The sequence below is a fragment of the Brumimicrobium aurantiacum genome (assembly GCF_003402975.1).
Lineage (GTDB): Bacteria > Bacteroidota > Bacteroidia > Flavobacteriales_D > Crocinitomicaceae > Brumimicrobium > Brumimicrobium aurantiacum.
In genome coordinates this window covers 80,297-106,981 of record NZ_QURB01000007.1, presented here as the reverse complement: position 1 = coordinate 106,981, position 26,685 = coordinate 80,297, and the positions used below count along the sequence as shown (strand labels likewise).

The 26,685-nt window shown below is 33.7% G+C and carries 26 protein-coding genes and 2 tRNA genes; 17 read left to right on the top strand and 11 right to left on the bottom strand.

What is annotated here, in order from left to right; translation table 11 throughout:
• Positions 1–352 precede the first annotated feature (352 nt).
• Both ruvX and DXU93_RS11435 read right to left on the bottom strand, forming a co-directional pair.
• Complete coding sequence (ruvX, locus tag DXU93_RS11440; protein ID WP_116881427.1) at positions 353–763, bottom strand: Holliday junction resolvase RuvX; 411 nt, start codon at positions 761–763, stop codon at positions 353–355.
• The gene (locus tag DXU93_RS11435; RefSeq protein ID WP_116881426.1) at positions 764–3,163 is read right to left on the bottom strand and encodes a M1 family aminopeptidase; all 2,400 of its coding nucleotides are present in this window, start codon (positions 3,161–3,163) and stop codon (positions 764–766) included.
• 218 nt (positions 3,164–3,381) lie between these two features.
• On the opposite strand from DXU93_RS11435, the gene DXU93_RS11430 reads away from it, so the two are divergent.
• Genes DXU93_RS11430 through DXU93_RS11415 form a run of 4 tightly spaced genes read left to right on the top strand, consistent with a single transcriptional unit; the run spans position 3,382 to position 5,330 of the window.
• Positions 3,382–3,969 carry a hypothetical protein gene (locus DXU93_RS11430; RefSeq protein ID WP_116881425.1) on the top strand — a complete coding sequence of 196 codons (588 nt, stop codon included), beginning with the start codon at positions 3,382–3,384 and terminating at the stop codon, positions 3,967–3,969.
• Between the two features lie 2 nt (positions 3,970–3,971).
• Positions 3,972–4,238, top strand: coding sequence for a DUF493 family protein (locus DXU93_RS11425; RefSeq protein WP_116881424.1), 267 nt, complete (start codon positions 3,972–3,974; stop codon positions 4,236–4,238).
• 1 nt (position 4,239) lies between these two features.
• Positions 4,240–4,632, top strand: coding sequence for a T9SS type A sorting domain-containing protein (locus tag DXU93_RS11420; protein ID WP_116881423.1), 393 nt, complete (start codon positions 4,240–4,242; stop codon positions 4,630–4,632).
• 59 nt (positions 4,633–4,691) lie between these two features.
• Positions 4,692–5,330 (top strand): hypothetical protein, encoded by a 639-nt coding sequence (locus DXU93_RS11415; RefSeq protein ID WP_116881422.1) that lies wholly within the window; start codon positions 4,692–4,694, stop codon positions 5,328–5,330.
• On the opposite strand, the gene DXU93_RS11410 is transcribed toward DXU93_RS11415, so the two are convergent.
• Positions 5,327–6,256, bottom strand: a complete 930-nt coding sequence (locus DXU93_RS11410) for an RluA family pseudouridine synthase (protein ID WP_116881421.1) — start codon at positions 6,254–6,256, stop codon at positions 5,327–5,329. The genes DXU93_RS11415 and DXU93_RS11410 overlap by 4 nt on opposite strands.
• 28 nt (positions 6,257–6,284) lie before the next feature.
• Positions 6,285–7,619, bottom strand: coding sequence for a DUF389 domain-containing protein (locus DXU93_RS11405; RefSeq protein WP_116881420.1), 1,335 nt, complete (start codon positions 7,617–7,619; stop codon positions 6,285–6,287).
• A 180-nt stretch (positions 7,620–7,799) separates the two neighbouring features.
• Here DXU93_RS11405 and DXU93_RS11400 point away from each other — a divergent pair, with 180 nt between their 5' ends.
• On the top strand, positions 7,800–8,696 hold the full coding sequence (locus tag DXU93_RS11400) for a flavin reductase family protein (RefSeq protein ID WP_116881419.1): 897 nt from the start codon (positions 7,800–7,802) through the stop codon (positions 8,694–8,696).
• Between the two features lie 17 nt (positions 8,697–8,713).
• Positions 8,714–9,088 (top strand): DUF3127 domain-containing protein, encoded by a 375-nt coding sequence (locus DXU93_RS11395; protein ID WP_116881418.1) that lies wholly within the window; start codon positions 8,714–8,716, stop codon positions 9,086–9,088.
• Between the two features lie 368 nt (positions 9,089–9,456).
• Here DXU93_RS11395 and DXU93_RS11390 read toward each other — a convergent pair whose 3' ends face one another.
• Both DXU93_RS11390 and DXU93_RS15345 read right to left on the bottom strand, forming a co-directional pair.
• The gene (locus tag DXU93_RS11390) at positions 9,457–10,479 is read right to left on the bottom strand and encodes a TolB family protein (protein WP_116881417.1); all 1,023 of its coding nucleotides are present in this window, start codon (positions 10,477–10,479) and stop codon (positions 9,457–9,459) included.
• A gap of 12 nt (positions 10,480–10,491) precedes the next feature.
• Complete coding sequence (locus DXU93_RS15345) at positions 10,492–10,731, bottom strand: T9SS type A sorting domain-containing protein (RefSeq protein WP_394336297.1); 240 nt, start codon at positions 10,729–10,731, stop codon at positions 10,492–10,494.
• Between the two features lie 433 nt (positions 10,732–11,164).
• Between DXU93_RS15345 and DXU93_RS11380 the strand changes: the two genes are divergently transcribed.
• From DXU93_RS11380 to DXU93_RS11330, 11 genes are all read left to right on the top strand, one after another.
• Positions 11,165–12,166, top strand: a complete 1,002-nt coding sequence (locus DXU93_RS11380; protein ID WP_116881416.1) for an LLM class flavin-dependent oxidoreductase — start codon at positions 11,165–11,167, stop codon at positions 12,164–12,166.
• A 358-nt stretch (positions 12,167–12,524) separates the two neighbouring features.
• Positions 12,525–14,465, top strand: coding sequence for a threonine--tRNA ligase (thrS, locus tag DXU93_RS11375; protein ID WP_116881415.1), 1,941 nt, complete (start codon positions 12,525–12,527; stop codon positions 14,463–14,465).
• A gap of 31 nt (positions 14,466–14,496) precedes the next feature.
• On the top strand, positions 14,497–15,039 hold the full coding sequence (gene infC, locus DXU93_RS11370) for a translation initiation factor IF-3 (RefSeq protein WP_116881414.1): 543 nt from the start codon (positions 14,497–14,499) through the stop codon (positions 15,037–15,039).
• A 36-nt stretch (positions 15,040–15,075) separates the two neighbouring features.
• A complete protein-coding gene (gene rpmI, locus DXU93_RS11365; RefSeq protein WP_116881413.1) occupies positions 15,076–15,273 on the top strand; it encodes a 50S ribosomal protein L35 in 198 nt (65 codons plus the stop codon).
• 98 nt (positions 15,274–15,371) lie between these two features.
• Positions 15,372–15,719, top strand: coding sequence for a 50S ribosomal protein L20 (gene rplT, locus DXU93_RS11360; RefSeq protein ID WP_116881412.1), 348 nt, complete (start codon positions 15,372–15,374; stop codon positions 15,717–15,719).
• A gap of 125 nt (positions 15,720–15,844) precedes the next feature.
• A tRNA-Leu gene (locus DXU93_RS11355) sits at positions 15,845–15,928 on the top strand.
• 292 nt (positions 15,929–16,220) lie between these two features.
• Complete coding sequence (locus DXU93_RS15285) at positions 16,221–17,924, top strand: M23 family metallopeptidase (protein WP_116881411.1); 1,704 nt, start codon at positions 16,221–16,223, stop codon at positions 17,922–17,924.
• A 105-nt stretch (positions 17,925–18,029) separates the two neighbouring features.
• Positions 18,030–19,082, top strand: coding sequence for a bifunctional diaminohydroxyphosphoribosylaminopyrimidine deaminase/5-amino-6-(5-phosphoribosylamino)uracil reductase RibD (gene ribD / locus DXU93_RS11345; protein ID WP_116881410.1), 1,053 nt, complete (start codon positions 18,030–18,032; stop codon positions 19,080–19,082).
• Positions 19,083–19,135: 53 nt separating this feature from the next.
• Positions 19,136–19,945, top strand: coding sequence for an EamA/RhaT family transporter (locus tag DXU93_RS11340; protein ID WP_116881409.1), 810 nt, complete (start codon positions 19,136–19,138; stop codon positions 19,943–19,945).
• Positions 19,946–20,006: 61 nt separating this feature from the next.
• Positions 20,007–20,276 carry an ATP-dependent Clp protease adaptor ClpS gene (locus DXU93_RS11335; RefSeq protein WP_205679263.1) on the top strand — a complete coding sequence of 90 codons (270 nt, stop codon included), beginning with the start codon at positions 20,007–20,009 and terminating at the stop codon, positions 20,274–20,276.
• Positions 20,277–20,422: 146 nt separating this feature from the next.
• A tRNA-Arg gene (locus tag DXU93_RS11330) sits at positions 20,423–20,496 on the top strand.
• A gap of 461 nt (positions 20,497–20,957) precedes the next feature.
• Here the strand turns inward: DXU93_RS11330 and DXU93_RS11320 are convergent.
• The 5 genes from DXU93_RS11320 to DXU93_RS11300 form a co-directional block, all read right to left on the bottom strand.
• Positions 20,958–21,422, bottom strand: a complete 465-nt coding sequence (locus DXU93_RS11320) for a hypothetical protein (RefSeq protein ID WP_116881406.1) — start codon at positions 21,420–21,422, stop codon at positions 20,958–20,960.
• Between the two features lie 112 nt (positions 21,423–21,534).
• On the bottom strand, positions 21,535–22,914 hold the full coding sequence (locus DXU93_RS11315; RefSeq protein WP_116881405.1) for a sigma-54-dependent transcriptional regulator: 1,380 nt from the start codon (positions 22,912–22,914) through the stop codon (positions 21,535–21,537).
• 168 nt (positions 22,915–23,082) lie between these two features.
• On the bottom strand, positions 23,083–23,406 hold the full coding sequence (locus DXU93_RS11310; protein ID WP_116881404.1) for a PepSY-like domain-containing protein: 324 nt from the start codon (positions 23,404–23,406) through the stop codon (positions 23,083–23,085).
• Positions 23,407–23,449: 43 nt separating this feature from the next.
• Positions 23,450–23,773: a hypothetical protein gene (locus DXU93_RS11305; RefSeq protein ID WP_123776119.1), complete on the bottom strand. Its 324-nt coding sequence runs from the start codon at positions 23,771–23,773 to the stop codon at positions 23,450–23,452.
• 189 nt (positions 23,774–23,962) lie between these two features.
• On the bottom strand, positions 23,963–26,515 hold the full coding sequence (locus tag DXU93_RS11300; protein ID WP_116881402.1) for a hybrid sensor histidine kinase/response regulator: 2,553 nt from the start codon (positions 26,513–26,515) through the stop codon (positions 23,963–23,965).
• Positions 26,516–26,685: the final 170 nt, after the last annotated feature.

The following is a 26,685-nucleotide window of genomic DNA, read 5'->3' as shown; positions in this document are numbered from 1 at the left end:
AAGTGCAGACCTTTTATTTTTGATTCATTTACATAAATTGGGTTTGTTTTATCACAATATTAGAAATAACATGAAGTTTAATTATATTATTCAACTTTATTATAATTGTTAATTAGAAAGTAGATCTCTCATCGTTCCGATTTTGAGATGACGCTAATTCTCTCCACCTTTTTTCTTTTACTTCCCCTTTAAAGAGGTCATTTCGAACGACTTTGTCGGAGAAATCTTTTTCAAATTAAAATAACGCATATAGAACACTGGTAAAGTACCCAAAATGATTTTTTCATTGATTCAAAGAGTCAAACAACGGAACAACATGCGTGTCCAACCTCCTTCATCTATCAAAAATACATCAAATAGACGACATATAAGATTGTAAAATAATCGTTGCACTTACCTCATCGATGAGCTCTTTCTGTCTTCTTTTTTTCTTTGATACTCCTCCGTCAATCAAGGATTGCATCGCCATCTTTGAAGTAAAACGTTCGTCCATCATCACTATTTCGAGTCCAAGAAATTGCTTTTCTAAAGCTTCTTTAAATAAGCGCACGTTTTGCGAACTATGAGAATCTTCCATATTCAATCTTTTGGGTTCTCCCAACACCAAAGTTCCTACGTTTTTCTCTTTCACAGTTTTAATTAAAAACTGCATCACCTCCTTTGTTGGAACAGTTGTTAAACCTGATGCTATAATATTATTTTCGTCTGTGATTGCAATTCCGGTACGTTTCATCCCGAAATCAATGCCTAAAATTCTTTTCATTTATTCTTTAATCATTTTCTGTTTTCCAAGCAATTGCTTTTTATCATATACTGCAATAAAATACACTCCTTTTGATAAATCATCAACTGAAATCGTCAATGCTTTGTTTTTCATTTTGTGTTTCGATATTGACTTTCCGTTGCTATCAGTGATTTCAACTACTGTAGAATTCCCAGCATCTTCCCATTCGATTTGAATGTTATGCTTAACAGGATTTGGATATATTTTAAAATCATTTGGAAGCTTTTCACTACTTGTATTTAATGCACTTTTACGAAACCCAAATGCATATTCACCTTTTCTAATATTTGTAATTTCAATTCTACCATAGCCATCTGTTAGGTTTCCTTGTGTATACAACTCATAATCATCATACTCTGACCATAATGCTCCTTGACTTGGTCTAAACAAAAGTACAAGACTATCTTCATGGAAAGCTACTCCACCATGATCTTGCATTAACCCTACATCTAAATTTCCACCAGCAGTATTTCTAGCATCATAAAAAATTCGCCCTTCAGCTTCAAAACTCTCTGAAAAAATCCCGTCAACTTTCCAATATCGATCTGGAGAAAGCACATATTCGTGATCACCATCCAATTGATTGAGGTCATCTGCAGCAACACGATAATGTTCTACCCTCACAAATGAAGAATCATTTTCTTCTAGTACTCTTAAATAGAAATACGAGTAATTTCCTTGTTCGGTAGTCGGTTCTGTAATGGTATAATCTTGTCCAGTAACAGCATTCAATAGTTTACTGTTCTTATTTAAATAAACCATAACAGGAGCAAAAGGAAGTGAATTTACGTCAACATATTGTTGAGCACCAGATACAAGTTCCGTTACCGTGTAAGTATTCCAATTGTCATCTACAAATGTAATTTCAACAGGAACATTATCAAAGTAATCAGGAGCCTCAAACAATTTTTGTTGTATTGAAACACGCGCATCTATATTTGTATTGTGGGTGTCATATACCACACCATTAATTTCAAAAGCATTAAATCCAGGATTAAAAACATAGTTATCAAAAAAAGAAGTAGCATCATAGCCAGTAGAAGCAGTTAGTTTATCTCTAAATTCTTCAGCATTGATATTTCCAAAGGCATAATCCGTTTGAATGGCTTTTAATCCTGAAAAGAAATCTGCATCTCCCATATGCGTTCGTAAATTATGCATTAAAGTCGCTCCTTTACTGTAGGTATGCATTCCATAAGTTGCATTATGCGGCACACCCGAAATTGATAAAAAGCCTCCATCTCGGAAATGCGCTGATTGAATAACATCTCTATGAACACTTTTTAATTCTTCAATATACCTATCGTAATCATAAACATGTTCAAGGAAAATTGATTCACTATATGATGCTAACCCTTCATTGATCCACATATCTTCAGCAGTTCGACATGTGACTAAATTCCCCCACCAATGATGAGACAATTCATGAGCCATTAAAGTCTCATAATTTAGACTTCCATCAACAGCAAAATCTGGATACATAACACAGGTTGAATGTTCCATGGCACCACCATTAAATGGTACCAAAGCAAATGCGATTTTATTCCATTCGTAGGGACCATAATTCGATTCGTAGGCATCCATTGCTCCAAATAAATTGACAAAAGAATTTTTTAAACTAGTGGTATCTTGAGGTTTTGCGATCAGCATCACCGGTGTTTGAGCATTGGTTAAGCTACTTGTGAAAGTTTGATCAACGTGCGTATAAGGAGCTGCTCCAATACAGGCTAGATAAGTCGGAATACCTTCATCCATCTTCCATCTTCGGATATTTTCATTGTTGGTTCCAATACTTTCACTTTCAATATAACCGTTGCTATAAGCTGTAATATTTTGAGGTGTTGTAATTTCAATATCATAAGTCGCCCTTTCCACAAAGTTATCAAAACAAGGGTGCCACGTACGACCGTAATTATGTGGTTCACCATCAAAAGCGACACCTAAATTATAGGCGAAATTTCCTGTGAAATAAAAACCACCAAAACCAGAAGGGTCTAATTGAGGAGTTCCATGATAATATACTGTTACCTCTTCTTGGTCTCCAGCGTTGAGGACATTTGGTAAATCTACACGAATTAAGGTGTCATTATAATGGTAGTTTAAGGTATTTGAACCAGAGCGAATAGAGTCAATCGTTAACTCTAGTAGGTCCAAAGAAATCCCATCTACATTATCCATTTTACTTTCAAAACTTACTTTACAAGAAGCTTTAAAAATACTGTTTGACATTTGCAATAAATCGACATTCATTTGATAATTTAATACATCAATTGTATCGCTTCTCATATTATCAATTTGTCCATTGGTTTGACCATTAAGGTTAAAAACTGCTGCAACAGTGATTCCTAATGCACAAAAAAAAGAGCTAAACTTCATCATATTAGAGATTTAAATAAAAACTTATGAGAATCGTTCACGAAATTAAGCTTTAATCATTGAAAAATGAAAGTAACCCAAAATATTCATGAAATTAAAATATTCGAATTTATAGATTTTAAAAGATAAGATTGATGAACTGTGCTTGTGAACACATAAATACCTTCAATAATTATTGAATAATGAATAATAAATCGGGATAAGTCACTAATTTTGTTTCCATGACTGAAGAGCAAGCACATCTTTTTTTCCCACATGAACCACATGAAGACCTGGAAGATTTATGGGAGCATCGATTATTTGAGCAAAAGCAATTTTTTCTAACGCGACCACCACTTGCAAAAGTTTGGAACGCCAAGATTAAGAAATTAGACAAGCAATATGAAGCATACTTGGTCTTAACAGAGCAAAATCGTCCACTTTCTAAAATTGATCATAGTTTAGAAGGTGTTTACAATTTTTCAGATCAATACATTGAAGCTTTCCATCAGTTTCACAAATTGAGAAATGATTTTAAGTCAGAACTATTGCAAGCCCAGACTTTTTTGGATTTATCAGAGGTCATTGAAGAATGGTTAAAAGTAGAAAATAAATTTGCACAATACTGGAGTTTACCTTCAACAGCAGAAAATGATATTGAGATTTTACAAGGGAAAGAACCTGATCCAATGGAGTTTCTAAAAGCTCTAAAGGAGGGGCATGAAATCATACAATCACCACTCACAAAGGATCTAAAAACCAATTACAATATCTTACCAGAAATCGTTCAAAAAGAAGTAAAAAGATTAACTTTGCTATCGAAAATATAACTATGGAAGGACAATTTGACAAATTAAGAGAACAACTAGAGCAACAATCATGGCCTAGACTATATTTATTTAAGTTTATTGCACCGAGTGATAATCATAAAATTGCGCTGATTACTGAAATGTTCAATGAAGTATCTGACATCAATATAAGACCTTCAAGCAAAGGTAAATATACGAGTCTCAGCATTAAGGAAGTAATGACAAGTGCTGATAAAGTGATTGAAATTTATGAAGAAGCGGCCAAAATTAAAGGCGTAATAATCTTATAGTATGTTATTAGTAATTGACATCCAACAAACGATTGTAAATATTGCATGGATAACATTATTTGTGCTCATCGTTTTAATCATTTACCGTTTGGTAATGAAACGCTTGAAAAAGGGACGCATCGAAAAAGAATTATATTTAATCCTTCACCCGATAGAAAAAGATCCAGCGAGTGGAACCGTTCCGATTTTTATGGAAATGAATTCACCAAAAGAAGTTGAAGTATCTATTTTCCCGATTGACAATTCATTCGAAAAGGTTTTAGAAAAGAAGGAATACAAGAAAGGAGGAAATATAATTCAGTTTGATACCACGCAATTTGAAAATGGTTTTTACTTTTATCAGGCTAAGTCTGAAAATCAAAAGACCAAAAAAAGAATTGAAATTAGAAACTAAGGACATTATATAATGTAAGATCTATTTTTACGTTAATAAGGTTCTAAATTGTAAAAAATATGAAAAAACTAATCTTACTATTCACGGTACTCAATATTGCAATTGTAGCTAATGCACAAATTGATTTCTCACCAAAGAATTCTTTTAAAGTTGAAATTGGATTACCGAATAATGCAAGTAATTACGCCTTTCGTCAATTAATGCAAGGATTAGTGGTTATCACACCTTCCTACCAACATACGTTTGATAACACCTTAACAATAGGAGCTGGACTGAGGTATAGTTTTTTCAATGTAAATGAATTCAAAAACAACATTGATATGACAGGCGGTGTTCATATTGCAGGGGCTTTTGCTAAAATTGGTCAAGAAAAATTTTATGGTAACTTCGGAGTAGATTACGGCGTTCGTGTAGGTTATGCAAGTAATGTCTTTGCTACAAACACCAATGATGAAGCCAATGGTGGTCCAAGAACAAGTGAAGGTGTTTTTGTAGAACCAACATTAGGTTTATCACTCATGGCTAACGAGAAAACATCATTTAGATTAGCCTTAGGATTTGCGGTTCATGACTTCAAATTCACTCCAGAAGATGTAAGCGTTGAAAGCTTTAGTGGAATCAGTAACGATCAATTAAAGAACAACACCAGTTACTTCACAATAGGATTTGGATATTCTTACTATTTCGGTAAAAACTAGACTTCCTTTTTTCTTTCTAGAATACGTTGAACCCATTTTTCTTCCCGCTCCAAAAAGCGCTGGAATTTATTGGGTGCTGGAATATTTAAATCAATTATTTCTCCCGATTTGGGATGCTGGAATTGAATTCCTACAGCTGCTAAAAACAAACCTTTATGCTTTAAAGTATTCCCTTTTTCACCATATCGTTGATCTCCAATAATTGGAAAACCTAAGCGTGACAAATGAATCCTTAATTGATGCTTACGTCCAGACACAGGAGAAAGCTCAATTAGTGAAATCCACTTATTTTTCACAGAAGGATAAACACCCAACGAATGGAAATAAGTTTTTGCTTGTTTACCTTCAATTGAAGTATTCAAACTCCCCTTACCCTGCAATCGACCCTGAACGATAGCATGGTATTTTTTTGAAACTTCTCGTTTTTCAAATTGTTTACCTAAGTTGATCCGAGTACTGTGAGTTTTTGCAACAACCACTAATCCATGAGTCAAAAGATCTAAACGGTGAACAGGAAGTGGAGCCGGCAAATAATCAAAGGCTTGACTCAACTTCAAATGTTGCGGCAAAGCATTTTGTAAAGTTTTGAATGTATTTCCAGAAACAGGTATTCCAGAAGGTTTCTCCACGACAGCTAACTCATCATCTTCATAAACCACATTCAATTCAATATCAAAATCTTTATGTTGGACAATTTCATTTTCACAAATTACTATTGCATCACCTTGACGAACAAAGTCTCCAGATTTTGCTAAATCACCATTTAAATAAACTTGATTTCTTGATAATGCTTTTTTAATTCCTTTCCGAGAAGAAATTGTTGTTAGTTTGCCAACCAAATAATCGTAAATCCTAACTTTTGTAGGATGATCTTCAACTATAAGTTTTTCAATTTGAACCCTATGATTAAAATCGGTTGTTTTCATAACTTCAAATTAAAAATTAACAGCCAATTTACAAATTTGAGGCTTCAAAAAAGACTTTTACACTATTCAAATTTACCCTTGATTTCATCCAGTCTTTAACTCGTTGCTCATCTTCTGCCTTAAAGTTTGTTGTGTCCACAGTAAATAAAACCAAGGCTGACTCCATTGCAGTTTCGGATGAATCTTGGTACTTAAACGAATTTGCATAGGTACACGTTTCCAATTGGGGGTAAATCGTACGAATTTCATTCAATAATACTCTTCCCATTTGTTGATTTTTGGCAATACTGTCCAATTGAACATCCCTCCTTTTCACTTCACTTAACATGTGAGAAAGTTCTTCACGCAAGCGTAATGTCTCCTCATTTTTATCAGAATAATTTGAAAATGACAAACCTTGTTTAATGATAATATTTGCATTTTTAATGTCAAAATTATGCATCTTCTCTCTGATATTTCGTTTTTGCAAATCACTGAGCTCTGTTCCACCATAAACCAAAATAATTTCACGCTTATTTTGATTGATTTCACTATTTAACAAGTAATTCCCTTCGTATAAACTGACATTTGATATATAACTCGTTGCTTTTTCATAGAATTTCTCGTTCTGAACCAATCCATAACCGAAATAGATACTTGGTAATATAACAGCAGCAATCACTACTGTGATCCATCTGTTCACCTTTTTCTTTTGCTTATCATCAACAATTGTACGGATAGGTAGTTTCAATAATTGAGTTACGATAATCGAAGCAATAGCTATAAAAACGGTGTTAATTGTAAACAAATACATCGCACCAAAAAAGAATTCAAATTGTCCTGTTGCAATTCCATAACCTGCCGTACACAAAGGAGGCATTAAAGCAGTTGCTATAGCCACACCTGGAATCACATTTCCTTTATTTTTACTTGTAATGGCAATAATTCCAGCAACACCTCCAAAAAAGGCAATCAAAACATCGTAAATTGTTGGACTAGTTCTGGCCAATAATTCAGAATGAGCCGTTGACAACGGACTCAAGGCAAAATAAATAGAAGAAGCTGCCAAACTTGCTCCAACTGCAAAAGCTAGATTTTTTAGTGCCAATCGAAACAAATCAAAGTCATAGGTTGCAACACTATATCCCATCACATTAATTGGCCCCATTAAAGGAGAAATTAACATGGCCCCAATTATTACAGCAGTAGAGTTCACATTCAAACCAACTGATGCCACTACAATGGCAAAAACCAAAATCCAAAGATTCGTTCCTTTAAATCTTAAACCTTTTAGGATTTCATTATGAATAAAGTCATGCGATTCAACTTCTGAATCAAGACTAAAGTATTCGGTGATTTTTCTAAACGCTTGAGCGGGTGTCATTTTGCTATAAAATTTGGCTCAAATATACTGTAAGCTTTAATATGTTGCATTAATTACTAAAAATAAATTGATGAAAGGCTTACTTTTAAAAGTCAAATAACTTTTCAACAAATTCACACTTTCATTTTTATTGAATGAGAATAGCGTTACCTTTGTAGGCTTGCAAAAAAAGATTTGAATATGTTAACATTAGAACCAAAAGAATTACCCGTACCGCAATTGCACCGCTATTTACTTGGCGCTGTAGGCCCACGTCCGATTGCATTTGCGTCAACAATTGACGAAAACGGCGTACCGAATTTAGCCCCATTTAGTTTTTTCAATGTTTTTAGTGCGAATCCTCCAATTTTGATTTTTTCACCAGCACGTAGTGGAAGAACGAATACAACAAAGGACACTTATGAGAACGTTAAAAAGGTTGCGGAATGTGTAATCAACATTGTTAACTTTGAAATCGTTGAGCAAATGAGCTTGGCTTCTTCACCTTATGGAGATGACATTGACGAATTCGTTAAAAGTGGCCTTACTCCTATTGAATCAGAAAAAGTAAAACCTTTCCGAGTAAAAGAATCACCAGTTCAATTTGAATGTAAAGTTCTTGAAGTAAATGAACTTGGAACCGAAGGAGGCGCTGGAAACCTAGTCATTTGCGAAGTTGTAAAAATCCATATCAACGAGGCTGTTCTAGATGACGACAAGATGATTGATCAACACAAGATTGATTTAGTTTCTAGAATGGGTGGTAATTGGTATTGCCGTGCCAACGAATCATCAATGTTTGAAGTAAAAAAACCTGTTACCACAATTGGTGTAGGGTTTGACAATATACCAGAAGATATAAAGACAAGTTCTATTTTAACAGGAAATGACTTAGGTAAACTCGGCAGTATTGTTGAGTTACCAAATGAAACGGATGTCAATGAGTATAAACTTATTGAATTATCAGAACTTTTTGTAACTTTAGAAGACGAGCCAGCAAAATTAGAATTAGAACTCCATAAACTTGCCAAGGAACATTTAAGTAAAAATGAAGTTGAGCAAGCTTGGATGACACTATTAGCATTTAATAATCAATAAAATAAAACAACAATATTATGTTTAGCATTTCAGGAATTGTAAAAGTGAAAAAGGATACAGAACAAATCACTGAGAAATTCAAAAAAAGAGAATTTGTAGTTACAGACCAATCAGGGAATTACCCACAAGATATTTTATTTCAATTGACACAAGATCGTACAGACTTATTGGAAGGAATTAACGTAAATGATGTTGTTAACGTTACTTTCAATATTCGTGGTCGTGAATGGACAAACCCACAAGGTGAAGTAAAATATTTCAACTCACTTGATGTATGGAGATTAGAGAAAAACCAAGGTGGTGGAGCTCCTACTCCAGCGGATATTGCTCCTGCTAGTTCTGATAGTGCGGAGACATTAGTAGACGAAGGAGATGACGATCTACCTTTTTAATTAGAAGACTCAATAACAGCGTTGGAGTAAATTTTAAAATCGGTTATTGACAATTGTCAACGCCCTGAATTTAAAAATTAACTCCGCCTTGTTCTAGTGCCTTCTATTTTAAAAAAATTAGCTCTCAAAGCAATAGAGATTCGGTATTAGTAATAATAATTTAAAAATCCCTTCGTGAATTTTCATGAAGGGATTTTTCTTGAAGGTCTTTTACCAACTGCGTACTAGGTTGGCAAGTGTGCACTGCTAATTTGTAGTCTAGAACTTTTCATATTCTCTCTTTATAACAAGGTTATATTTTCTATACAGGAGAGGCTTAGAGGTCGTGGGGTGATATTTTAATTATTGTTTTCATAGTTACTAAATTTTTACTCTGGTATAACAACATACTCTTCCGAATTATCATTTAAATCTAAAATAGACATATACGTTCCTTCATATACCGTACAGGGATAATAGGTGGTGTCTCCAATAAATCTTTGTAATAATATTTTCTGATCTGTTAATTTTTGAATATACCCACAGGAATAAGTAGCATAATTTGTATCTAAAAGCTCAACATTACCTGACTGATTAATCCGAAGCATTCCCGCATCAGAAGTTGTATAAATATTCTGATTTTCATCTATTGTAATACGATCTCCAGAAGGAGCGATACCAGTTTCTACAGCAATTGTAGATATAGCTTCTGTTTCAAGATTATATTTACGTAATTCGGTATTTCCTTGATTAGCATAAATTATTTCACTCTCATTTAACCACACCCATGAAGCCATACTAAAACCCGTATACTCAATAAATTCTCCGTTCTCATCACATATTTTGAAATTAGAAGAAGCATCAAGGTATAAGTATCTAGTGCCTTTAGGACTCCAACGTGCATAATTGTTGTGATTGCCTGTGTTAGTCAATTGTATAAGACTATCACCATTGGATTTTATTTTATATAACTGAAAATCTTTTCCTGTAAAAATGATCCAGTCCTTCACGCTCCAGTCAATGCCATAGCCAACTAAATCCGTAAGTACTTTTGTTTCATTACTACAGAAGTTATATACACACAATTCAGCATTCCAGCCCAATTCATCCGTATCTCGAATGAAAGCAAATTCAAAAGGATTGTTGGGATTTAGAATAGGTTCATTATAGTAATATTCTTCGAGCATATAAAACTCTGGTGTAACCATGCAATAGGTCACAGGATTCACTTTGTGAAAAGAATCAGCATAAGCTGTTGTACGCTGATTGTACATCTCAGGACAGTAATCTCCACAATTTCCAACAGTAAGTAAATCCTCTATGGGAGAAACTTTGTCTTTTTTGCAGCTGAATACAATGACAGCCAAAAAAAGAATAAAAAATAAGGGTGATATTTTAATTAATGTTTTCATAATTATCTGTTTTTATTGTTTTATAAATCGAATACTTTTGTGAATTCCTTCTGATTTAACTGAATAAAAATACATTCCGGAATTGAGGTGTGATACGTTTATTTCAAATGTTTGTTTTTTATCCGCAACTCCATTGTAAATCGTCTCTAATCTTCGCCCTTGGAGATCAAATAGTTCAACAATGAGCTTTTTTTGCTCAAACCCATTAACGACTAAAATATGTGCATTACTCGCTGGATTTGGATAACAAATGCCAGAAGAAGTAATGAGCTAGTTAATGATTTCATAAAATTAGATTTTAATGTTAGTTTTATAAAATTATAAAAAAAATATAAGAAATTAGAATAAATTATTTTTTAACATATTAGTCATAAGGGTTTTATTAAACAATTAATGATAATCACATTCTTTCATTGAGATACACTAGATTGCCAACTAAAAAAAGAGGAATCAAAAAAAGATCTTGACATCTACAAACTATTAACGATTTACATATCAACACCTTACATATATATCTTGAGTGTTTTACTGATATTTTTGTTAAAATCCTAATTTAACAAATTTAAAACCGGTAAGAGATGATTATTTTAAAACCTCACCAGAATCCTCAAATATTCGTTAAAAATCATATTTCCCTCAACAAAGTGTTTCAAAAATTGTAATATACACACATAACAAAAAAACAATGAAAAATATTAAATACTCTATCCTCGAGCTCGCAATGGTTAATGAAAACACCTCACATGCTACTGTATTTAAAAACAGTGTTGAAGTTGCTCAAAAAGCAGAAGAAATGGGTTACCATAGATTTTGGCTTGCAGAACACCACAACATGGTGAGTATTGCGAGTTCTGCAACTGTTGTATTGATGGGATATATTGCATCTCAAACGAAGAAAATCAGGGTTGGTTCTGGTGGAATAATGTTACCAAATCACTCTCCTTTGATTGTAGCGGAACAATTGGGAACACTTGGAAACTTATATCCAAATAGAATAGATTTAGGATTGGGACGTGCTCCTGGAACAGATCAAATAACAGCTCAAGCGATTCGTAGTGACAGAATGCAATCAGTACATCAATTCCCAAATGAAGTTCGTGAAATTCAAGGTTATTTTGAAAACACATCTCCAACAAAACAAGTTAGAGCAACTGCTGCAGAAGGAGTCGATGTTCCAATTTTTATTTTAGGATCGAGTACAGACAGTGCTAAATTAGCTGCGGCACAAGGTTTACCTTATGTTTTTGCAAGTCACTTTGCTCCTGCTCAATTGCATCAAGCCTTGTCTATTTATCACAATCAATTTAAACCTTCAAAATACCTCGACAAACCCTATACGATTGCTGGGGTAAATGTAATTGCCGCAGAAAATTCAAAAGAAGCAGAAAGAAGATCGACAAGTATGTATCGCATGATGTTGGGTGTTTTGACACGTGAATTAGATTACATGCAACCACCAGTTGATATGAATGATGGTATTAGAGAGTTAAGTCAACACCCAGCTTTACAAAACATGTTGAATTATACATTTATTGGAAACAAAGAGGAAGTAAAAGAAAAGACAGCAAAATTCATCAATGACACAGGAGTAGATGAAATCATTACAACCTCTTATTTATATCATCAAGAAGATAGATTAGAATCATTAAGGATATTTTCGGAGATAATGGAGGAAATGGAAAAATAAAAATTACGAAGTTAGAATTAAAGAAATTACGAATGGATTTAGAATAATGCTATCGGACGATTGTTGCATTCGACAGTCTTTGTCAACAAGGACCTTCTTCAATGATTGAGCTTATCGAAAGCACCAAAATTCAACCGATTATTCTTCGGTGATTGAGCCTGCCCAAAATAACGGAATCCAATTAAATTACGCAATGGTGTTTGAGCTTGTTGAAAAACACCAGAAACGATTCCAATTTTGTAACTTCCCGATTCGAAATTCTTTTTAACAAACCAAAGGATATTTTAGATTTATCTCCCTTAAAATTCAAATGATTCTCGTATTTTTGCATAACTAAAAAAAGGTAGAGCATAGAACTATGAGTATTAAAGTTACGCTTCCAGACGGAACAGTCAAGGAAGTTGAAAAAGGAACAACTTCATTAGACATTGCGAAAAGCATCAGTGAAGGATTAGCAAGAAATGTACTTGCTGCAGAAGTAAACAACGAAGTAATCGACGCAATGCGTCCGATTGAAACCGATAGTACTCTAAAGTTACTCACCTGGAAAGATAAAGACGGTAAAACAACAATGTGGCATTCTTCAGCCCACCTTATGGCTGAAGCTTTAGAGATCTTATACCCTGGAGTAAAATTAGCCATTGGTCCACCGATAAAAAACGGATTTTATTACGACATCGACTTTTTAGATTATCATTTTACTGAAAAAGATTTAGAGAAAGTTGAGCAAAAGATGAAACAATTGGCCAAACAAAAGAGTCAGTATATTCGTCAAGAAATATCAAAAGAAGATGCCATCGCTTACTTTAAGGAAAAACAAGATCCTTATAAGTTAGAATTATTGGAGGACCTTGAAGATGGAGGAATAACTTTCTATACACAAGGTGAATTTACTGATTTATGTAGAGGGCCACACATCCCACATACAGGATTTATCAAGTCGATTAAATTAACATCAATTGCTGGAGCATACTGGCGTGGTGATGAAAATAATAAACAATTAACGAGAATTTACGGAATCACATTCCCAAAAAATTCAGAGTTAAATGAATATCTTGAAAAATTAGAATTGGCACGTCAGCGTGACCATAGAAAATTAGGAAAGGAATTAGAATTATTTACTTTTTCACAAGCTGTTGGGCAAGGTTTACCACTTTGGTTGCCAAAAGGAGCTGAATTACGTCAACGTTTGGAAGACTTCTTAAAGAAAGTACAAAAGGACTCTGGTTATCAACAAGTAATTACGCCACACATTGGGCATAAGAAGTTGTATGAAACATCTGGACATTATGCAAAATATGGAGCAGATTCATTTCAACCTATTCATACCCCAGATGAAAATGAGGAGTTTTTACTAAAACCTATGAATTGTCCACATCACTGTGAAGTTTATAAAGCAAAACCACATTCATACCGTGAATTACCAATTCGATACGCAGAGTTTGGAACAGTTTACCGTTACGAGCAAAGTGGTGAGTTACATGGATTAACACGTGTACGTGGATTTACACAAGATGATGCACATATCTTCTGTACACCTGAACAAGTAAAAGAGGAGTTTCAAAATGTAATTGACATTGTTCTTTACATCTTCAAAACATTGGACTTCAAGAATTTTACTGCTCAAATTTCGTTGAGAGATCCAGAGGACGATACAAAATACATTGGTAGTAGTGAGAACTGGGAAAAAGCAGAAAGTGCAATCCAAGAGGCTGTTGCTGAAAAAGGACTAAAAACGGTAATTGAATATGGTGAAGCTGCATTTTACGGTCCTAAATTAGACTTCATGGTGGAGGATGCTTTAGGAAGAGAATGGCAGTTGGGTACAATTCAGGTAGATTACAACTTACCAGAGCGATTTGAGTTAGAATACATCGGAGCAGACAATCAAAAACACCGACCAGTGATGATTCACAGAGCGCCATTTGGATCGATGGAAAGATTTGTTGCTGTATTACTTGAGCACTGTGCCGGAGACTTCCCATTATGGTTGTCTTCTGAGCAATATGCGATTCTTCCGATTAGTGAAAATTACAATGAATACGCACAAAAAGTTTCTAAAGTTTTAAATAATTCCGATATTCGCGGATTCATAGATGATAGAAACGAAAAAGTAGGTAAGAAAATTCGTGAAGCAGAGATGGGTAAAATACCATTTATGCTTATCATAGGTGAAAAAGAGATGGAAACAAACACTATTTCAGTTCGTCAACGTGGCGAAGGAGATTTAGGGTCGATGTCCATTGATGACTTTACAAAAATTATAAATAAATTAATTGAAGAAGAGTTAAGTAACTAGAAATTTATAACTTAACTTATAAAAGAAATAAATGAGAAGACCAAGAAGAAACTTTAAACCAAGGCAAGAAGACCCGAACAGAATCAATGATCGTATTCGCGTTCCACAGATTCGTCTGGTTGGTGATGGCCAGGAGCCTCAAATTATGGATACTAAGGACGCGCTTAAATTAGCGGATGAACAAGACTTAGATTTAGTTGAGATTTCTCCAAAAGCCAAGCCTCCAGTTTGTAAAATCATGGACTATAAAAAGTTCCTTTACAATCAGAAGAAGAGGGAAAAAGAGCTTAAAGCAAAACAGTCTAAGGTAACAATTAAGGAAATTCGTTTTGGACCAAATACAGAGGAGCATGATTTCAACTTCAAGTTAGATCACGCAAAGAAATTCTTACAAGAAGGAGCGAAAGTAAAAGCTTTTGTATTCTTTAGAGGGAGAACCATTGTATTTAAGGACAGAGGTGAAATTTTGTTATTGCGTTTTGCACAAGAGCTTTCTGAATATGGAACTTTGGAGTTAATGCCTAAGTTAGAAGGTAAAAGAATGACAATTATGATTAACCCTAAGAAGGACTAATCACAACATACTAGTGAGTAAATAAAAAGTGAGAATATGCCAAAAATGAAAACAAAATCTAGTGCGAAGAAGAGATTCCAAGTAACTGGTACAGGGAAGTTGAAGAGAAAGCACGCTTTCAAAAGTCACATCCTTACAAAGAAAACAAAAAAGCAAAAGCGTAATTTGACAAAAACTGGATATGTTACAAAAGCAGACCAGAAAAACATCAAGTTACAACTTTGTATGAAGTAAAATTCTGTCATGGTGACAGAGGTTAGTATTTAAACCCGGTGATGAGTAACTAAGTTTTCTGAAATAATGAAGCACTTTGCACCAAAAAACATTATAATATGCCAAGATCAGTAAATCACGTAGCAGCCCGAGCAAGAAGAAAGAAAGTAATGAAACTTGCTAAAGGTTACTTCGGTAGAAGAAAAAACGTTTGGACAGTAGCGAAAAATGCTGTTGAAAAAGGATTAGTTTACGCTTATAGAGATCGTAAACAAAAGAAAAGAAAATTCCGTTCATTGTGGATTATGCGTATCAACGCAGGTGTTAGACAACACGGAATGAGCTATTCTCAATTTATGGGATTATACAACAAAAGTGAACTTGAATTAAACAGAAAAGTTCTTGCAGATTTAGCAATGAACCACCCTGATGCATTCAAATCAGTTGTAGAGGCTGTAAAAAAATAAATTATTAATCACTCACTAGGAAACCGAGTTAATCTTATGATTGACTCGGTTTTTTTATTGAATAAACTCACTTAATGAGTTCAAAATAGAATCAATTTTGTATCTTTGCGCACCTACAATATAATGCCCAGGTGCTGAAATTGGTAGACAGGCATGGTTGAGGGCCATGTGTCCATTAGGACGTGAGGGTTCGACTCCCTCTCTGGGCACTTTTTAACAGTCACAATAGAAATGTTGTGACTGTTTTGCTTTTATGTAAATCGTATTATGAACGGGGTCGTTCCGAAAGCTATCGGCCCCCTCTCTGGGCACTACCTACAACCGTAATCGACTACTTATGAATTGATTACGTTTTTTTTTACGCTTTATTTTGTATGATTTGTGTACGGTTATGATTGAAAAAAATCAAAAAGTAGATTACATATCCAGATTGCTCTATAATTTCTACCCTTTAGTGTCAGTTAACACTTGCGAAATCACTTAATTGTTATTTTTGCAGATATGAAAACAATCAAATTTATTATTCTTTCATTCCTCCTTGCAATAGGAGTAATAATTACGGCCCAAGAAATCGATTATTCGAAATTTGACTTGCATCCACCAATGGACATTCCGATGGTACTTGCAGCAAATTTTGGAGAGTTAAGAAGCAACCATTTTCATACTGGAATTGACGTAAAAACATACCGTAAAACAGGATATAACATTTTGAGTATTGCCGATGGTTATGTTTCTAGAATCAAAGTTTCTCCATGGGGTTATGGCCATGTGGTATACATTGACCACTATGATGGTTTAACTTCAGTTTATGCGCATTGTGAAGCTTTCGTAGGTGAATTAGCAACATTGGCCTATATGCAACAGGAAGACAATGAAGGTTTTGAAATTGATTATTATCCTGCAAAGGATTCTCTACGTGTAAAAAAAGGTCAAATCATTGCTAAATCAGGAAATACTGGAGGAAGTACAGCTCCTCACTTACACTTTGAAATTCGTGAAACCAAAAGTGAAAATGCCTTAAACCCTTTACTTTTTGGTTTTGATATTGCAGATACACAAGCCCCAACTATACGTGGATTAAAAGTTTATGCATTAACAGAAGAAGGCTACCGTGTTCCAAACAAATCTAAACTATATAATGTGTATGGAAGCAATGGAAATTATTCTATTTCAGGTGGTAAAGTTAGTCTGGATGCTTCCTATACCTCTAAAGAAGGAGGAGTTGGTTTTTCGGTGGATGTAATTGACAGATTAGATGGAGCAAATAACAAATGTGGAATTCATGAAGCTTTTTTTAAGTCAGAAAAGGACACTATGTTTAGTCAAAATATGGAACATATTTCTTTTTACTCTAATCGTCATATCAATACACACAAAGATTACGAAGAATACCATAACAGAAGAAAGCATTTCCAGAAAACTTTTAAAACCACTCATAATCCTTTGCCGATTTATAGAGAAATGAAAAACAACGGAATCTTAAACGTTGAACCTGGAAAAAGCTATCCAATCGAATATATTGCTAAAGATGCATACGGTAACGAAAGTCAACTCAAATTTCAATTAGATATTTCTGACGGGAAAATGATAGAAGCGCATCAGTTATTCCCTAATCAAAAGTTACTTTATCCTGATAGTGCATTTCTAAGTTATAAGAAAACACATTATATACTTTTCCCACCAGGTTTACTTTACGAACCAACACCATTAAAGTTAAGTTCGAGTAATAATCTCCTCAAATTTGGTTCTGACCTGGTTCCATTACAAGAGACTTTCAAACTAATGTTGCCAATATTAAAAGGTGTTGCTCCAGATAAACAATACATCCAGAGAATTTCTAGGTACGGAACAAAGTATGCTGAAGGAGGAACTGTAAAAGATGGTTGGATTACTTCTAGGATCAAATCATTTGGTGAATTTTCAGTAGCAGTTGATACCATTGCACCAACGATTATTGCAAGAAACTTTAGAGATAATAGTCAAGTCGATGGACAAATTTATTGGAATATCAAAGAAGACGAATCTGGTTTAATGGATTATGACATTTATATTAATAAAGAATGGCATCTATTAGAGTATGAACCGAAAAGAAGCAAATACTTCTTCAACCCACCGAAAGATTTTAAAGGCAAAAAGGAGGTTATAATACGAGCTATTGATGCTTGTGGAAATGTTAAAACAGAAGAATACACCTTAACTTTTTAAAAATATAGTGAAAAAGACTGCTGTAAAGGTCTACCTTACTTTGATGATCTTGGTATCGATTACAATAAATGGATTCATTAGGAAATTATCATTAATTTCGCTCATATGACACAAAAGGAAATAGATCAGAAGTTTATGCGTCGGGCGCTTCAACTGGCCAAATTAGCTGGTGTGAATGCAGCACCCAATCCAATGGTTGGAGCAGTAATTGTGCATGATGGAAAAATTATTGGCGAGGGATACCACAAACTTTGTGGAGAAGCTCATGCTGAGGTGAACGCAATTAATTCGGTAAAAGACACCCAACTATGTGCTTCATCAACGATATACGTAACTCTAGAACCTTGTGCTCATTTTGGGAAAACACCTCCTTGTGCAGATCTAATTACCCAAAATAATTTTAAACGTGTCGTAATCGCATGTCAAGACTCTTTTTCTGCTGTTTCTGGAAAAGGAATTCAAAAAATAAAGGATGCAGGAATTGAGGTTGAGGTTGGTGTTTTAGAACAAGAAGCAAGACATTTAAACCGACGTTTCTTCACTTATCACGAAGAAAAAAGGCCTTATGTCATTTTAAAATGGGCGGAAACTCGAGATGGGTTTATGGACAGACTTCCTGAGGAACGAGAAGAAGGAATCAATTGGATTACACAGCCAAAAATGAAAGTTTATGTGCACCAATGGAGAAGCCTAGAACAAGCTATTATGGTAGGTTGGAAAACAATAAACAACGACAATCCACAACTTAACGTGAGGAAGATATCTGCACCTTCACCTCATCGATTTATTATTGATCCTCATGGCAAGGTGAATGTTGATGCTAAAGTTTTCAAAAACGGTGAAGCTACAACGATCATATCCCTTAAAACGGGAATCCAAGATTTACCTGAACATGTCGAAGTCATTACACTTGAAAAAATAGATTCAAGCGCTGTCCTGGAAGTCATTTACAACAAAAATTTCTTATCCGTTTTTATTGAAGGAGGAGCACAAACACTTCAGCATTTTATTACTGATGAATTATGGGATGAAGCTTTTCAACTCATAGGGAGTTCTACTTTTGATTCTGGAATCCCTGCACCAACTTTAAGCAGCAAAATACTAAAATCCAACGAAAAGATCGGAGTTGACACTTTACTTCATTATTCTAAAAAATGATTTATTTAAGCCTGAGTATAATAAGCTCAACATTAATTCTGATAATTTTCAGGATGTTTGAACGATATAACATCAATGTTTTTCAAGGAATCGTTTTCAATTACATTACAGCATGTGGTGTTGGTTTTTTACTCTTCAATGATGAATGGAAACAAGCGGATTTGGCTACAGGTTCTTGGATACCATTTGCGTTTTTGGTGGGTTCATTATTTATCAGTTTATTCTTTATGATGGGAAAAAGTGCTCAAGAGAATGGAATTGGAATTACTTCAGTTATGGTAAAAATGAGTTTAGCCATTCCCGTATTTACAGCCATATTTCTATACAATGAGGCTATTTATTTAACCAAAATAATAGGAATTATCGCAGCCTTAATTGGTGTTTTTATGATCACCTATCAGAAGAAAAATAAGACTGTAAAATCTGGAAATAGACAAGTTGCCTTTTTACTCATCCTTTTTGTTGGTAGTGGTTTACTTGATACTGTTGTAAATTATGTTGAAAAAGTAGCATTAGGAGAATTATCGGTGGCTATTTTTTCGGCATTTAGTTTTGGAGTTGCTGCTTGTATTGGAATTTCCATTTTATTGATTCGACTTTCACAAGGAAAAATACAATTCCAAAGACAAGCTATTTTAGGAGGATTTTTATTGGGTATTCCAAATTTCTTTTCTATTTATTTCTTAATGATGGCAATACGATTTTCTGAGTTATCAGATTCTGTAACTTATGCTGTTAATAATACAGGAGTGGTCATTGCTTCTTTTATTGTAGGAATATTAATGTTTAGAGAATCCGCTACTCTACTGAAATTCATAGGTGGTTTAATTTCGATTATAGCAATTCTTCTTTTGACATTATAAAAAATTGGTAGAAGAATCAGAATAGCGTATTTTTGTAGATATAAACAATCAGAATATTAATATGAGTACTGAAACTTTAGAAATAGAAGAAGTTGCCGAGCAACAAGTCGCCGAACACAGTTTGGTCGTCTATAATGATGACGTAAATACATTTGATCATGTCATTGAATCTTTGGTGAAAATCTGCAAGCATGACACTGTACAAGCAGAACAATGTACAATGTTAATACATTATAAAGGTAAATGTGATGTGAAATCTGGGGAATTCGAAAAATTAGCGAGTATGTGTACTGGATTACTCGATAGAGGAATTTCTGCAGAAGTTCAATAATTTTTTCAATCCTTAAATACTGATTTACAAGGATATTAAAAATTGACATAAATTTAATTGCATTTTTTTTCAAAAAACACTTGCAAATCGTAAATAAAGCATTAATTTTGCACTCGCTATGAACGAATAGCAAAACAAAACATACTGGCTCCGTAGCTCAACTGAATAGAGCACTACATTACGGCTGTAGAGGTTTCAAGTTTGAATCTTGACGGGGTCACTAAGAATGAAAAGCTCAACGATTATCGTTGGGCTTTTTTTTATGAGCTTAATTTCGGAATCTGAAAATTCATTTTCAAGTAAAGAAATGAAGAACATAAAAAACAACAATTGAGGAACGAGAATGTGTGGTTTTCATTCGGAATTTGGAATACTAAAAGATCTGGACTCTTGACGGGGTCACTAAGAATGAAAAGCTCAACGATTATCGTTGGGCTTTTTTTTATGAGCTTAATTTCGGAATCTGAAAATTCATTTTCAAGTGAAGAAATGAAGAACATAAAAAACAACAATTGAGGAACGAGAATGTGTGGTTTTCATTCGGAATTTGGAATACTAAAAGATCTGGACTCTTGACGGGGTCACTAAGAATGGAAAGCTCAACGATAAAAAAAGCCCCACTGAAACAGTAGGACTTTCTCTTAATATTCTCGATACAGAATTTATCTTTATTAAAGGAGACTATCTATCTAGTCTGATTCCTTTTTCATTGAAATGTAATGTTGCATTTTCTCCGTCTTTCTTTACAGCTATTTCGTAAGTTGTTACTCCATCCTGCTCTAATTTAAAAGCCCTTTCTACTTTCCAATCAATATATTCTTGGCTTCCTAATTTTTCAGTTACAGCTGGCGGTAATAAAGCCAATTTCACCTCTTCTCTTTCAACTACTGGACTAGTTTCATGTGGAATATTAGAAGTATCCTCATCCATTCTTTTACCATCTTTATGACGGTGTTTTCCATGGTCTCCTTCTCCATGAGGATGCTTATGTCCATCTTTTGAATGCTCATGTCTATCTCCATCATGCATGTGAGTAGACTCTCCATTGTGATCCATGTCTTTTGAATCATCAGATTTAGAGTCACAAGAAGTACTCATTAATGCTACTGCTAATAATCCGGTAAATGCTACTTTCGATAATTTCATAATATTTATTATTTTTAATTCATAAGTGTTAACTATTTGTTAAAGATAAAAATAGTTACATGGTTTCCAACGTATAAAATCATAAAACCTGTTAAACCATTAAAGCTCACTTTTAGGAAATTCCATATTTTTTGATTTTAGCATACAGTGTACTCCGATCAATATTGAGTAGGTTTGCCGCTTGAGATTTGTTGTATTTCGTTTTTATCAAAGTCTCTATTATCAACTGCTTTTCTTTATTCTCTTGAATCATTTTTAAATTTGTTCCTTCTTGAGATTGTTGATTTTGAAGATTCATTTGCGTTAGTTCAGCAGGTAAACACTCTAAACCAGGAACTTCTGATTTAGAAAGCAAAACAATTCGCTTAACAACATTCTTTAATTCACGAACATTTCCAGGCCAATCATATGCCTTAAAAACAGAAATAATTTCATCTGAGAAAGATTTAACGTGCTTATTAAGTTCTACATTTGATTTTTCAATGAAGTAATCTGTAAAAAGTAAAAGATCTTCCCCCCTATCTCGTAAAGCTGGAACTTCAATTTTAAACTCGTTTAATCTAAAATACAAATCCTCTCGGAAGGTTTTATTAGAAGAGTTAAGCCTCAAATCTTCATTGGTCGCAGCAATTACCCTCACATCAATTGGTGTAACTTGGTTACTTCCGATTGCTTGAACAACACGTTCTTGTAACACTCTTAATAATTTAACCTGAACTTCATAAGACAAGTTACCAATTTCATCCAAAAATATTGTTCCTGAATGTGCTGCCTCGAACTTCCCTTTTTTATCTGATAAAGCTCCTGTAAAAGCTCCTTTTAAATGACCAAACAATTCACTACCTGCTAATTCCTTTGACAAGGTTCCACAATCGATGGCTACAAATGGTGCGTCTTTACGACTACTTAGTTGGTGGATTCGTTGCGCTATATGCTCCTTTCCTGTTCCGCTTTCACCTTCAATAATCACTGACATTTCTGTTGGTGCAACCAATCCTATTTGCTCTGTAACATTTTTAGAAAGTTGATTTTTTCCAATTAAGAAGTCTTGACCTTCATTTAAAGTAATTTTTGAGGCATTAGCATTCCTTACTTCTTCCTCCTTGTTTTTTGAAGTTTTAGCTCCAGCATTCTGTTTTTCAAAAACATGTTCAATTACAGCCAACAATTCTTCTTGATTAATTGGCTTTGTGATATAATCAAATGCTCCATCTTTCATAGACTTAACAGCTAATCTTACATCATCAAAACGAGTCATAATAATAAATGAAGGAGCTTGTTTATGAGATTTGGTTTCTGAAATAATGTCCAATCCAGTACCATCACTTAACTTATAATCCAATAATAACAAATCAAATGATTTTTCACGAATCAAGCTGATCGCATCAACTACATTTGACTTACATACTACTTCATAGCCTTTCTTGATTAGATATCTCTCGAGGATCTTTAAGAAGGTAAGGTCATCATCGACGACTAAAATTGTTTTCATAGGAATTGTTAATGTGATATCAATCAAATATAGGAAAGACCATAGAAATTACTGTCGATTTTAGAAATTTTGTGAATTCAACTTTCTGTTTGTATGATATTTATTTTCAGGATCAAAACAAAAAAGTCAGGGCTTTCACCCTGACTCTGAATTGAGATATTAACACTATTACTTCTCAATCACTGTTCCGTCCTCATTAAAGAATAGAGACATTTCTTCTCCACCTTTTGAGACTAGCACTTCGTAGTAGGCTGCTTCTTTTGTTTTAATTTCGTATGCCTTTTGAGCCTTCCATTCGACATACGGTTTCTTCTTCAACTCTTTAACAATAGCTTCCGGAAGAGCAGATAAATCAATCTCTTCTTTCGCTTGTTCTTCTTCAATTAACTTCGATTCTACCTGTGTTGAATCTTCAATACTTGTTGTTGCAAATGAACTACCCATCATAGCTGTTGCAAATACTCCTGTTAATATAATTCTTGATAATTTCATGATTTTGTCCTTATTTATGAGAATAACTTATTACTAATTTTCCTTATTTTTCAATGGCTCTACCGTCTTCGTTAAAGAAAAGCGACATTTTCTCTTCACCATTTGAAACCAGAACTTCGTAATGTTTTCCTTCCTTTGTTTTAACAACATACGCTTTCTTGGCTTTCCATCCAGCATAAGCATCAGTCTTCAATTCATCTGTAATAGCTGACGGAAGTGATGTTAATGCAATTTCTTCTTTTGTTTGCTCTTGGCTGATTGTCTTATAATCGATTGTAAATGAACTTTCATTTAGAACACCAGAATAAGCAGTAGTTATCATTGCTGTTGCAAATAGTCCTGTTAATATAGTTTTAGTCAATTTCATGTGATATTTTTTACTTGTTAATTTGACTAGAACTATACGAAGACCATTCCAAAAAGCACAAAACACTGATTTACAAAACAATAACAAATAACACACAAATTAAAACTGTTGGATTTTCCTACACTTTGTTTAAACAAACTACACAACAACTACAACATAATTCAGAGATTAAACTCTAAATTTCAAGCTTTAACCTTTTAGTAGGCTCATCTCTTTTCTGATTTGTTCTTGTGCCTTTTTCCAAAATTCATAGAGTTCTTCAACTTCTCGCATATTCACTTTTGACGCATCATTTTTAAGTTGATGCTCAAGTGCACGAGTGTCTACAATCAATGACTGATCTGTTTGACCAAAACGAGAAGATAATTGGTGAATTACAAATGTGATGCTTTCAAAATCGGAGGAATCTATAGCCATTTTAAATTCAGTTAACGATTGTTCATTTTCTTCAACGATAACTTCTAAAATTGAAATTAATTCATCCTTCTCGTCTCCAACAAAATTTTTAATCACATCAAAGTTTAACTGTGTTTCTTCAGCGTCATCAAAGGAATCTGTTTTAGATGGCGAAACTTGAAACTCTGAATTTCCATCTTGATCAAGCTCAAAATGTTTAGCAATTAACTGAAGAAAAGGTATTCTTCTTAAAGGTTTAAAAATAATTGCATCAAAGCTATTCAGCTTTGAACGCTCTTCGTCTTTCAACATCGTATTTGCCGTTGCCACTAAAACAATAGGAAGTTTAGTTTTATTGCTTTTCAACTGTTTCAAAAACTCGAAACCTGTCATTTCAGGCATTTTATAATCTATAATAATCAAATCGTAATCTGTGCATAAGGCTTTTTCCAAGGCAATTTCCGGATTATTAAAAACAGTGAGATTCGCCTTAGTTGGCCGAAGTATCTTTTCAAAAAGTGCTGTAATTAAAAGATCATCATCTACAATTAAAATATTTTTCCCTTCGAAATGTGCATTAAAACTCACATCCTCTTCTTTAGATTCTTTTAAACTTTCAATTTCATCAGATCCCAATTTTTTAAAATCAAAGGCTAAAACAAATGAAGTTCCTTTATTCTTCTCGCTATTTAACTGAATATCTCCATTCAGTATATGCACCAGTTTTTCGACAATTCCTAGACCTAAACCAGTGCCTTTCAGTTTACTTTTGTGCGTACCCGCTTGATGGAAGTCTTTAAACACATGACTTTGCTCCTCTTCATCCATTCCTATTCCAGTATCTATCACCCTAAAAACGATATGAATATGATGGTCAAACTCCTTGATTTCCAATTTCAATTTTACTTCTCCTTCATTTGTAAACTTAATCGCATTGTGCAATAGATTATATAAAATCTGTTGGATGCGTTGTCCATCTGTTTGAATAAAAAATGATCTTTGTGGAATATCAAATTCAAAGTTTAACCCTTTACTTTTGAGTTGTGGAATGAAATTATCTTTAACTTCTTGAAGCAGATTCGTCAAATCAATTGGCGTTTCGTTCACTTCAATCACACCCAAATCAATTTTAGCAATATCTAAAATTTCATTGGTCATTTGAAACAAATAATTTGCAGAAGATTTAATTGCACGACTATTCTCATCTTGATTCTCGAGTAAATCTGCATATCCAACAATAGAAGTCAATGGTGTTCGTAATTCATGGCTCATCATATTTAAGAACCTTTGTTTTTCTTCTGTCGCACGAATGGCCTCCTCCTCTTTTTTCTTTAGAGTATTTTGATAATCTAGTCCACGATTTATATCCTTAAAAAATCGATAAACCAGTATGATAGAGAAAAGAGTAAATCCAATTATCGCGAAAAACAGAATATTAGATTGCTTTTGCGTGTCCTCATTTAATTCAGCTAAATATCGCTCATAAGTAACATATTGCTGTAAAATAAATGCATTGATAATATTTTCAATTTTCTTATTGATTCTATAATTCAACTCGTAAATATCCTTTTCTACAGACTGAACATTATTGACATATCTCAATCTTCTATTTTGAATTTCATCAAATAAGCTCACTAAATCGACAGGTGATTTTAAACTATCTCCTTGATTGAGCGTATCTATTAATTTTTGAGTAGTAGTATCAATTTCTACGGGTCCTTTCTGAATAATCTCTTCGGCACTTGTAGTAGAATCTAATTCTTTAGGTTTAAAAAGTTTTTGAAAAAAATTCCGTTCATCTACTTCAGGTGTCCTTTCAATTTTTTTAGTGATGATTTTGTTCTCCTTGATATAGGAAGTAATTTGATGAGTGACGACAATTGAGTCTTTTTCCGTCAATAATTTATCCTTAATCTCATCTTGAATTACGTTTTCTAGAGAATAGATGAAATTATTCTCTCCATTTTCACGTAACTCTTTTAGCTTAAAATTACGTTCTTTTAAAGCATATAACATCTTTGGAATGGTATCCAAGTTATTACTTTCTTCAAAATTAATTTTCCTACTTTCTAGTTTTATATTCTCAATATTTACCTCAACCCTCTTAATAATAGAGTCGATATATTGACTGGTCAATTGAAGACTATCGTTTAAATACTGATTATTAAGGTTATTGACATCTACAGTTAGACTTTTAAGTAAACTGGTTTGTTTTTGTGGTTCAAAACGTTCTTCAACTTTCTCAATCAGTCCATGAAAACTCACAATAAAATATGTACCAATTGCTGAGAGTAAGACTGTGGTAATCACAAAATATAAGAGCGTTTTCCCTTTCAGACCAAACATAAAATAGTTTATAGTGAATGATAAATAAAACACTTAAAATTTAAATCTCACAACCAAAATGAACTTTTTCTACTTTTTTAGCTTTTAATGGTAAACATAAATAGAGGATAAATGTTAAAATCTCTATTACCAACTTCAGTTAAATTTCAAAGTTTAATTTTGACCTGAAA

What these genes read in the sequence shown, in the direction of transcription:
- ruvX (WP_116881427.1), bottom strand. Translation starts at nt 763, where the DNA reads ATGAAAAGAATTTTAGGCATTGATTTCGGGATGAAACGTACCGGAATT.
- DXU93_RS11435 (WP_116881426.1), bottom strand. Translation starts at nt 3,163, where the DNA reads ATGATGAAGTTTAGCTCTTTTTTTTGTGCATTAGGAATCACTGTTGCA.
- DXU93_RS11430 (WP_116881425.1), top strand. Translation starts at nt 3,382, where the DNA reads ATGACTGAAGAGCAAGCACATCTTTTTTTCCCACATGAACCACATGAA.
- DXU93_RS11425 (WP_116881424.1), top strand. Translation starts at nt 3,972, where the DNA reads ATGGAAGGACAATTTGACAAATTAAGAGAACAACTAGAGCAACAATCA.
- DXU93_RS11420 (WP_116881423.1), top strand. Translation starts at nt 4,240, where the DNA reads ATGTTATTAGTAATTGACATCCAACAAACGATTGTAAATATTGCATGG.
- DXU93_RS11415 (WP_116881422.1), top strand. Translation starts at nt 4,692, where the DNA reads ATGAAAAAACTAATCTTACTATTCACGGTACTCAATATTGCAATTGTA.
- DXU93_RS11410 (WP_116881421.1), bottom strand. Translation starts at nt 6,256, where the DNA reads ATGAAAACAACCGATTTTAATCATAGGGTTCAAATTGAAAAACTTATA.
- DXU93_RS11405 (WP_116881420.1), bottom strand. Translation starts at nt 7,619, where the DNA reads ATGACACCCGCTCAAGCGTTTAGAAAAATCACCGAATACTTTAGTCTT.
- DXU93_RS11400 (WP_116881419.1), top strand. Translation starts at nt 7,800, where the DNA reads ATGTTAACATTAGAACCAAAAGAATTACCCGTACCGCAATTGCACCGC.
- DXU93_RS11395 (WP_116881418.1), top strand. Translation starts at nt 8,714, where the DNA reads ATGTTTAGCATTTCAGGAATTGTAAAAGTGAAAAAGGATACAGAACAA.
- DXU93_RS11390 (WP_116881417.1), bottom strand. Translation starts at nt 10,479, where the DNA reads ATGAAAACATTAATTAAAATATCACCCTTATTTTTTATTCTTTTTTTG.
- DXU93_RS11380 (WP_116881416.1), top strand. Translation starts at nt 11,165, where the DNA reads ATGAAAAATATTAAATACTCTATCCTCGAGCTCGCAATGGTTAATGAA.
- thrS (WP_116881415.1), top strand. Translation starts at nt 12,525, where the DNA reads ATGAGTATTAAAGTTACGCTTCCAGACGGAACAGTCAAGGAAGTTGAA.
- infC (WP_116881414.1), top strand. Translation starts at nt 14,497, where the DNA reads ATGAGAAGACCAAGAAGAAACTTTAAACCAAGGCAAGAAGACCCGAAC.
- rpmI (WP_116881413.1), top strand. Translation starts at nt 15,076, where the DNA reads ATGCCAAAAATGAAAACAAAATCTAGTGCGAAGAAGAGATTCCAAGTA.
- rplT (WP_116881412.1), top strand. Translation starts at nt 15,372, where the DNA reads ATGCCAAGATCAGTAAATCACGTAGCAGCCCGAGCAAGAAGAAAGAAA.
- DXU93_RS15285 (WP_116881411.1), top strand. Translation starts at nt 16,221, where the DNA reads ATGAAAACAATCAAATTTATTATTCTTTCATTCCTCCTTGCAATAGGA.
- ribD (WP_116881410.1), top strand. Translation starts at nt 18,030, where the DNA reads ATGACACAAAAGGAAATAGATCAGAAGTTTATGCGTCGGGCGCTTCAA.
- DXU93_RS11340 (WP_116881409.1), top strand. Translation starts at nt 19,136, where the DNA reads ATGTTTGAACGATATAACATCAATGTTTTTCAAGGAATCGTTTTCAAT.
- DXU93_RS11335 (WP_205679263.1), top strand. Translation starts at nt 20,007, where the DNA reads ATGAGTACTGAAACTTTAGAAATAGAAGAAGTTGCCGAGCAACAAGTC.
- DXU93_RS11320 (WP_116881406.1), bottom strand. Translation starts at nt 21,422, where the DNA reads ATGAAATTATCGAAAGTAGCATTTACCGGATTATTAGCAGTAGCATTA.
- DXU93_RS11315 (WP_116881405.1), bottom strand. Translation starts at nt 22,914, where the DNA reads ATGAAAACAATTTTAGTCGTCGATGATGACCTTACCTTCTTAAAGATC.
- DXU93_RS11310 (WP_116881404.1), bottom strand. Translation starts at nt 23,406, where the DNA reads ATGAAATTATCAAGAATTATATTAACAGGAGTATTTGCAACAGCTATG.
- DXU93_RS11305 (WP_123776119.1), bottom strand. Translation starts at nt 23,773, where the DNA reads ATGAAATTGACTAAAACTATATTAACAGGACTATTTGCAACAGCAATG.
- DXU93_RS11300 (WP_116881402.1), bottom strand. Translation starts at nt 26,515, where the DNA reads ATGTTTGGTCTGAAAGGGAAAACGCTCTTATATTTTGTGATTACCACA.